Source organism: Streptomyces sp. NPDC043854, assembly GCF_056436005.1.
In genome coordinates, this window is the sequence record NZ_JBWKDK010000080.1 from 12357 (window position 1) to 20377 (window position 8021).

The window sequence follows — 8021 nt, forward strand, 5'->3', positions numbered from 1 at the left end:
CCCTCCCCCCCCCCCCCCCCCCCCCCCCCCCCCCCCCCCCCCCCCCCCCCCCCCCCCCCCCCCCCCCCCCCCCCCCCCCCCCCCCGTTACTGCACTACCGGGCCCCCACTTCCCCACCCCGGTGGCGCCGGAAGACCCGGTCCGCACCGGCCGCCCCGTGTCGGCGGTCCGGACCGGGCCCCGTCCGCTGCCCCCAGTCTGTCGTCCGCGCAGGTGGGGGCCCATCCGCGCGGGTACTCATTTCCTCGTCTGAGTACGGGTACTCAGGTTCCGCGGTTCTACGGTTCCGCGGTTCCGCCGGGGACCGGTGGCAGGCCCCACCAGTTGTACGCGGCCGGGCCCGCCGGCAGAACCGCCGATCGGGGGGCGGCGGTCAGCCGTTGCCGCTGACCCGTCCGCGCAGCAGCAGCGACAGCGCCGAGTGCACGTCGTCCAGCGACCGCTCGCGCTGGAAGGACTGCCAGTCCAGTGCGGCCACCAGCACCATCCCCACCAGCGCCGCGGCCGTCAGCGGTACGTCGATCTCGGCGCTGAGCTCGCCGCGCTCCACGCCCTCGCGCAGCACCGTCTCCACGACGGCCACCGCCTCCTGGCGGACCACCATCAGGGTGGACTGCCAGGTCCGGTTGGTCCGCCACAGTTCGGCCACGTAGAGCTGGGTGAAGGCGGGGTAGCGGTCGATGAAGACCAGGCCGGACCGGATCATCGCGTCGAGCGCCTCGACCCGGCTGCCGCCGTTCGCCTCGGTCTCCTCGGCCGCCGCCCGCAGGGAGGCGGTGAGCAGGCCGACGCCGTGCCGCAGCAGCTCCTCGAAGAGCTCGTTCTTGCTGGCGAAGTTGTAGTAGACGGTGCCTTTCGCGACGCCCGCCCGCTCGGCGATCTCGTCGACCGTGGTTGCGGAGAAGCCCTGCTCGGCGATGAGGGTGACGGCCGCTTCGTAGAGCTTCTGGCGTGTCGCCTGGCGGCGGCCGCTTCCGCCGGCGGTGGTGCTGCTGCTGTCCATGTGGCTGATTCTCACAGGTCGCCCGGTCCCTACAGGCTCAGTTCGGGGTGGAGCCGGTCCATCGTCCACACCTGCTTGCCGCGGGCGGCGAGCGAGGTGAGGGCGAGGGCGCCAGCGGTGAAGGCCAGCAGGACGGCGCCGCCCTGCCAGACGGGGGCGAGGTCGCCGCCGGTGATCAGGCGGCGCAGGCCCTCGACGATGTACGACATCGGCAGGTACGGGTGGATGGCGTTGAAGAAGCCGGGGCTGGTCTGGACGGGGTAGGTGCCGCCGGCCGAGGTCAGCTGGAGCATCAGCACGGCCAGGACGAGGATCCGGCCGGCGGCCCCGAACTTGGCGTTCAGCCACTGCACGATGGCGGCGAAGCAGCCGGTGACCAGGACCAGGAAGCCGATGGTCAGGGCCGGGTGCTCCATCTCGAGGCCGAGGCCCCAGTGCAGGACGGACATCAGCATGCCGACCTGGAGGGCGCCGAGGCCGGCCACGGGCAGCCAGCCGGCGAGCGCGATCCGCCAGGGCGAGGCGCCGGCGGCCAGGGCGCGCCGGTTCATCGGCGCGATCAGCATGTACGCGACCATCGCGCCGACCCAGAGGGAGAGCGGGATGAAGTACGGGGCGAAGCCGGTGCCGTAGTTGGGCGCCTTGTGCAGGGACTCGTTGGCGAGCTTGACCGGGTCGGCCATGACCTCGGTACGGGTGTCGCGCTGCTGCTGGTCGTAGTCCGGGATCTTGCCGACACCCTCGTGCAGGCCGTTTGCCAGTTCGCCGTTGCCGTCGGCGAGCTTGTACAGGCCGCCGTCGAGGCTGTGCGCCCCGTCGCCGATCTTGCTGACGCCGTCGCCGATGGCGGCGGAGCCGCTGGTGGCCTTGCCGAGGCCGGCGTGCAGCTTGGCCATGCCGTCGGCGACCTTGTGGGCGCCGTCGTTGAGGGCGTTGGCCTGGGTGACGGCGGCGTCGAGCCGGGCGGACAGGTTGGGGGCGTCCGCGGCCAGCTTGCGGGCCTTGGTCTCCAGGTCGCCGAGCTGCTTGCGGAGCGTGGTCAGGTCGCCGTTGGTGTCCTTGAACAGGGTGTCGACGTTGCCGGTGAGCTCGGCCGCCTCGGCGGAGGCGTCCTTGATCTTCTTCAGGTCGGCGCAGGCGGCCGGCGGCGTCTTGGCCGCGGCGGCGCCGGTGCAGTTGCGGGTGTGGGCGTCGGCGGCCAGGGTGGCGGCCTGCTTGCTGACCCGGGCCGCGCCGGGGGCCCTCTTGGTGATCTTGTCGAGGTGGTTGCTCACGACCTTGGCCGTGTCCGCGACCAGCTCGGCGGCGTCGGCGACCTGCTTGGGGTCCTTCAGGAGGGGGCGGGCCTTGTCGGCGTTGCCGCTCACCTTGTCGGCGACGGTCTGGGTGCCGTTGGCGACGTCCCTGGACCCGGTCTTCAGCTTGGCGGCGGCCGCGCCGAGCTGCTGGAGCCCGCCGGTCAGCTCCCCGTTCTTCTGCTCGACCTTGTCGAGGTTGTCGGCGATCTCCTTCGCGCCCTCCTGGGCCTTGGTCGCGCCGTCCTTGAGCTTGGAGGCGCCGTCGGCTGCCTCGGCGGTCTTGTCGTGCAGGTCGGAGAAGGAGACGAAAATCTTGTCGAGGAACTTGCGGGAGGCGTTCGTGGACGCCGCGGTGCGGACCTCGGAGAACACCGTGCGGGAGATCGAGCCGACGACGTAGTTGTTCGCGTCGTTGGTGCGGACCTGCAGGGCCCCGGTCGTCGGGTCGTCGCCGGAGCTGGAGGCGATCTTCTCGCTGAAGTCGGCCGGCATGGTCAGGGACAGGTAGTACTTCCCGTCCTCCAGGCCCTTGGCCGCCTCCTTCGCGCTCACCTCGTGCCACTCGAAGGTCTTGCTGTCGTGCAGCTTCCTGGTGATGTCGGCGCCGGCCTCCAGGCGGTTGCCGTCCACGGTGGCGCCCTTGTCGGCGTTGACCAGGGCGACGGGCACCTTGTCGAGGCGGCTGTACGGGTCCCAGAAGGACCACAGGTACAGGGCTCCGTAGAGCAGCGGCAGCAGGAGCAGCGCAACGAGGGCGGCCCGGGGCAGCTTCCCCCGCCCGAACCGCTTCAGCTCAAGCGCGGCCAGCTTCGGCGAGCGCATCGTCCGCCCCCTTCGTGTCGTCGTCGGTCCGGTCGTTCGCGTCGGTGCCGTCGGTGGCGCCGCTGTCGGCCGCGGGCTTCGCGCCGGTGTGTGCCGGGGTCTCCGCCTCGGGCTGCGCCCCGCTCTTGGCCTGGGCCTTCGCCCCGGGCTTCGTCTCGGCCCCGCCGGTGTCCTTCGCCGCGGGCTTCGCGGTGTCCTTCCGGGCGGGCTTCGCATCGGGCTTCGGCTCGGCCGTCGCGGCGGGCTCGGCGTCCGTGCGCAGGACCTGTACGTCCTGCGGGGCCTGGCTGCAGACCGCGAGGACGGTGGTGCCGGCGTCGGCGATCGAGCGGAGCATGGCCCAGGCGTCGGCGCGCTCGGCGTCCGAGAGCTTGAGGTCGAGGTCGTCGAGGGCCAGCAGCCGCGGAGAGCCCAGCAGGGCGATGGCCACGGACAGCCGGACCGCCTCCAGGCGGTCGAGGTCCCGGACCGAGGTGCGCGGGCCCTTGGGCAGCGTGTCCAGGTCCAGGCCGGCGGCGGCCAGGGCGGCGTCGATACGGGCCGCGGTGGCGGAGCTGCGCTCGCCGCGGGGCCGCAGCAGGGCGCGGACCGGGCCCTCGTAGCGGCGCTGGAGCAGGGCGCCCTCGCGCAGCTGCTCGGCGACGGTGAGGGCCTGGTCGAGGTCGTTGACGCCGGCGACCGGGCCGAGGGCGGCCACCCTCCGGACGGCGGCCATCCGCTTCGGCAGCCGGTGGCCGGCGACCTCGGCGTGGCCCTCGCTCGGCTTCATGCGCCCGGTGAGGGCGAGGAGCAGGCAGGTCCGGCCGCTGCCCGAGGGGCCTTCCAGGGCGGTGAGCGAGCCGGGAGCGGCGTCGATGCCCACCCCTCGGAACGCCCAGCCGCGCGGGCCCTTGAGTCCGAAGTTCTCGGCTTTGACGGCCGCACCGTGCGGGCTGTCCACGCCGACCCCCTCTCTTTGAACTGACCGGTCAGTTCAAAAACTACCACCTTCGGCGCGGACACCCGCGCACCGGGGGCGAACTGACCCTGCGGAACCCGCAAACCTGCAGGTCAGTCCGATTGTCAGTGGCAGCCGTCACGATGGACCCACGGCACGGAACCAAGCGCCGGGAAGAGCAGCAGTACGCAACGACAGGAGGTTCGTCATGGCCACACCGTCCCCGTCCCCTGTCCACCCCGTCCCGCGCAGGTCGGCAGCCCCGCCGGCCGCGCTCGACCTGCTCGACAAAGCCCGCGGCGGCCTGGCCGAGGCCGCCCGGCTGGCCCTCCCCAACGACCGCTACGCCACCGCCCACCTCGCCGCCCTGCGCACCGCCGCGGCCGTGCTCGCCGCCCGCGCGCGGCCCGAGCCGGCGCACCCGCGGCGCCGGCCCCGCATCCGCAGCGCCTGGGAGGTGCTTCCCGAGCTCGCGCCGGAACTGGCCGAGTGGAGTGCCCTGTTCGCCTCCGGGGCCGCCCGCCGGGCCCGGGCCGAGGCCGGGATACGCGACGCGGCGAGCAGTGAGGACGCGGACTACCTCCTGCGCGCCGCGTCGATGTTCCTGCGGCTGGTCGAGCGGATGCTCGCGCTCCAGCCCGTGGCGCAGCCCCTGCCCCAGCCCCGGCCGGAGCGTCCTGACGCGGGATGAGCTGCGGGACTGCCGGAGGCAATAGGGTGGGACCCGCACAGCCCGCCCTTACCGCGCCGAGGAGTCATCAGCCGTGTCGGACACTTCCCGCCCCCGTGCCTCCCTCCGCACCGCCGTGGTGTGGGAGGTCCTCAAGGAGGCCCTCGACCGCCGCGTGAAGGCGACCGGGAGGGACGTGCTGGACGTGCTCGACACCGGCGGCGGCACCGGCAAGTTCGCCGTGCCGGTGGCCCGCCTGGGCCACCGGGTCACCGTCGTCGACCCCAGCCCGAACGCGCTGTTCGGCCTGGAGCGCCGGGTCTCCGAGGCCGGCGTGGCCGACCTCGTCCGCGGCGTGCAGGGCGACGCCCAGGGCCTCCTCGACGTGGTCGAGCGGGAGTCGTACGACGTGGTGCTCTGCCACGGCGTGCTGGAGTACGTGGACGACCCGGCCGAGGGCGCGGCCAACGCGGTGGCGGCCCTGCGCCCCGGCGGCACGCTGAGCCTGCTCGCCGCGGGCCTCGGCGGTGCCGTCGTCGCCCGCGCCCTCGCCGGCCACTTCACCGAGGCCCGCGCGGCCCTCACCGACCCGGCCGGCCGCTGGGGCGCCGGCGACCCGGTGCCGCGCCGGTTCACCGCCGAGCAGCTCACCGAGCTGGTCGCCGGGGTGGGCCTGGAGGTCGGCGCGGTGCACGGGGTCCGCGTCTTCGCCGACCTCGTCCCCGGCGTGCTCGTGGACACCGAGCCCGGCGCGGACGAGGCGCTGCTGCGCCTGGAGGAGGCCGCCGCAGAGCTGCCCGCCTTCCACGCCATCGCCACGCAATTGCACGTGCTCGGCGAGAAGCGCGCCTGAAATTCCCCGGCCCGCGGACCCCCCCGGCGGATTCCGCCGGGGGGTTCCGACCCCCTCCGCCGCGCGGGCCTGCGCCGTATGATCGTGGGACGAGACCGGCATGGCGGATGGACCGGTGGGGAATAAGGGCCTCAACGACCGCTCCCCCGGCGGTACGGTTTCGCGCAGTGCTTTGTTGTGGGGCACTGCCTTTCCGGCAGTGCATTTTTGGAACCTGGCGTGGAGGGCGGGTATCACGGGGGCGATTCCCCGCCTATCCTGAAGGGGACCCCTGGTCGCTACCCCCCGCGACCGAAGGATGAGGAGGACTCCCGTGCCGCTCTCGGAGCACGAGCAGCGAATGCTCGAGCAGATGGAGCGAGCGCTGTACGCCGAAGATCCCAAGTTCGCGACAGCGCTTGAGGGAAGCGGACTGCGTACGTACACCCGGCGACGGGTCTACCAGGCAGTCGCAGGCATTGTGGTGGGTATCGCGCTCCTCATGACCGGTGTGATCATCCCGAACGTACTGTGGGTCAGCGTGGTGGGCTTCCTCGTCATGCTGGGCTGCACGGTCCTCGTGGTCACCGGTTGGCGCAAGGCGCCCAAGCCTGGCGAGCACCCCGTCTCCGGAAGTGCAGGCGGTTCGGCCCACGGCCGCAACCGGCAGCGACGGTCGATGATGACCCGCATCGAGGAGCGGTGGCAGCGCCGCCGCGACGAGCAGGGGCACTAGCGCCCCGCGCAGACACGGGTGAGGGGGACGGCTGCCGCACGGCGGCCGTCCCCCTCGCCGCTCTGACCGCGCAGCCCGCTTTCCCCGTGCACCCACCGGATCACCCGCGCCGCGCGATCATGCCGCGGAGGCGCCCGGTCCACCCCGCTGAGCCCGCGCGGAACCGCTCGATAGGGTCGGGTCCATGGCACGAATTGCGGTGATCGGCGCCGGCATGGGCGCGATGGCCACGGCGGCCCGGCTGGCCGTGGCAGGGCACCAGGTGACGGTGTACGAACGGGGATCCACCCACGGCGGCTCGCTCTGCCGCTTCGAGCGGGAGGGATTCGCCTTCGACACGGGCCCGGGGCTGCTGCACCTGCCCGCCGTCTACCGCGACCTGTTCGTCAAGACCGGCAAGCGGCGCCTGGAGGACTGCGTCGACCTCGTCCAGGTCGACCCGGCCGTCCGCCACGTCCTCGCCGACGGAACCGCCGTGACCCTTCCGGGTGCCTCCCGCGGCGGCGCCGCGGCCGCCCTCGACCAGGCCTTCGGCGCCGGCGCCGGGGACCGCTGGGCCGCGGTGCTGAACCGGGCCCGGGACGCCTGGGACGCCACCCGCCGCCCCCTCCTGGAGGAGCCGCTGCGCCCCGACTGGCAGGTCCTCGGCAGGGACCCGTACCCGGCGGTGCGCAAGAGCGGGCTGCTGCGCCGCCGCCCGCCGACCCTCGCCGAGATCGCCGCACGCGAACTCGGCGGGCAGCTCGGCGAGCTGCTGGCCGCCCGGGTGCGGGAGTACGGCCTCGACCCGGCGACCGCCCCCGCCGCCGCGGCCGTGCTGCCGTACATGGAGCAGACCTTCGGCAGCTGGTACGTGCGCGGCGGGATGCGGGCGCTGGCGACCGCCCTGTACGAGCGCTGCCGCGAGCGGAAGGTCGGGTTCGTCTTCGACGCGCCGGTCCGGGAGGTCCTGGCCCGCGCGGGCCGGGCGGCCGGGGTGCTGCTGGCCGACGGCACCGAGCACCCCGCCGACCACGTGGTCTGCGGGGTCGACCCGCGGCAGCTGGCCGTGCCGCTGCCGCCCGCCGGCGTCCCCGCCGGGGCCGCGGCCGGCGCCGCCCGGTTCACCCTGCTGCTCGCCCTGCGCGGCGCCCGCCCCGCCGACACCGTGCACCGCACCCTCGTCCACTCCCCCGGCACGCAGCTCACCGTGCTGCGCCCCGACGACCCCGCCGTCCGGCCCGACGCGGACCACGAAGCCGTCACCGTCAGCGCGGTGTGCGCCGCGGCCGGTGGGGCCGCCGCGGCCGCACCCGACCCCGAGGCGCTGCTGGACCTCGCAGCCCGGGCCGTGCCCGGGCTGCGCGAGCGGCTGCTGTGGTGGGAGGCGCGCACCCCGGCCGACATCGAGGCGGCCACCGGGGCGGTGGGCGGAGCGGTGCCCGCGCCCTCGCTCGCCGGGGCCGACGGCCGGCTGCTGCACCCCGCGAACTCCACCGCCCTGCCCGGGCTGTACCTCGCGGGCGGCTGGGCGCACCCCGGCGGCGGGCTGGCGCACGCCGGGATGACGGGGGCGCTGGTGGCCGGGCTGATCGTGGAGGGCGCGGGCTTCCGCGGCTCGCAGTGAGCCCGGCGGGCCCGCCGAGCCTGCCGGGGGGGGGGGGGGGGGGGGGGGGGGGGGGGGGGGGGGGGGGGGGGGGGGGGGGGGGGGGGGGGGGGGGGGGGGGGGGGGGGGGGGGGGGGG

Annotated in this window: 7 protein-coding genes; 4 read left to right on the top strand and 3 right to left on the bottom strand. The window is 74.7% G+C overall.

Going from position 1 to position 8021, the window contains the following annotated elements:
• Window positions 1-373: 373 nt before the first annotated feature.
• Genes AC068A_RS35090 through AC068A_RS35100 form a run of 3 tightly spaced genes read right to left on the bottom strand, consistent with a single transcriptional unit; the run spans window position 374 to window position 4063 of the window.
• Window positions 374-1003: a TetR/AcrR family transcriptional regulator gene (locus tag AC068A_RS35090; RefSeq protein ID WP_478590347.1), complete on the bottom strand. Its 630-nt coding sequence runs from the start codon at window positions 1001-1003 to the stop codon at window positions 374-376.
• A 29-nt stretch (window positions 1004-1032) separates the two neighbouring features.
• The gene (locus tag AC068A_RS35095) at window positions 1033-3123 is read right to left on the bottom strand and encodes a YhgE/Pip family protein (RefSeq protein WP_478590348.1); all 2091 of its coding nucleotides are present in this window, start codon (window positions 3121-3123) and stop codon (window positions 1033-1035) included.
• The gene (locus AC068A_RS35100) at window positions 3095-4063 is read right to left on the bottom strand and encodes an ATP-binding cassette domain-containing protein (RefSeq protein ID WP_478590349.1); all 969 of its coding nucleotides are present in this window, start codon (window positions 4061-4063) and stop codon (window positions 3095-3097) included. Before AC068A_RS35100 ends, AC068A_RS35095 begins: the two co-directional genes overlap by 29 nt.
• 205 nt (window positions 4064-4268) lie before the next feature.
• Here AC068A_RS35100 and AC068A_RS35105 point away from each other — a divergent pair, with 205 nt between their 5' ends.
• The 4 genes from AC068A_RS35105 (at window position 4269) to AC068A_RS35120 (ending at window position 7904) form a co-directional block, all read left to right on the top strand.
• Complete coding sequence (locus AC068A_RS35105; protein ID WP_478590350.1) at window positions 4269-4751, top strand: SAV_6107 family HEPN domain-containing protein; 483 nt, start codon at window positions 4269-4271, stop codon at window positions 4749-4751.
• Between the two features lie 73 nt (window positions 4752-4824).
• Window positions 4825-5583, top strand: coding sequence for a methyltransferase domain-containing protein (locus tag AC068A_RS35110; protein WP_478590351.1), 759 nt, complete (start codon window positions 4825-4827; stop codon window positions 5581-5583).
• A gap of 313 nt (window positions 5584-5896) precedes the next feature.
• Entirely contained in the window at window positions 5897-6298 is a 402-nt protein-coding gene (locus tag AC068A_RS35115) for a DUF3040 domain-containing protein (RefSeq protein ID WP_360632702.1), read from the top strand.
• Window positions 6299-6482: 184 nt separating this feature from the next.
• On the top strand, window positions 6483-7904 hold the full coding sequence (locus tag AC068A_RS35120; RefSeq protein WP_478590352.1) for a phytoene desaturase family protein: 1422 nt from the start codon (window positions 6483-6485) through the stop codon (window positions 7902-7904).
• Window positions 7905-8021 lie beyond the last annotated feature (117 nt).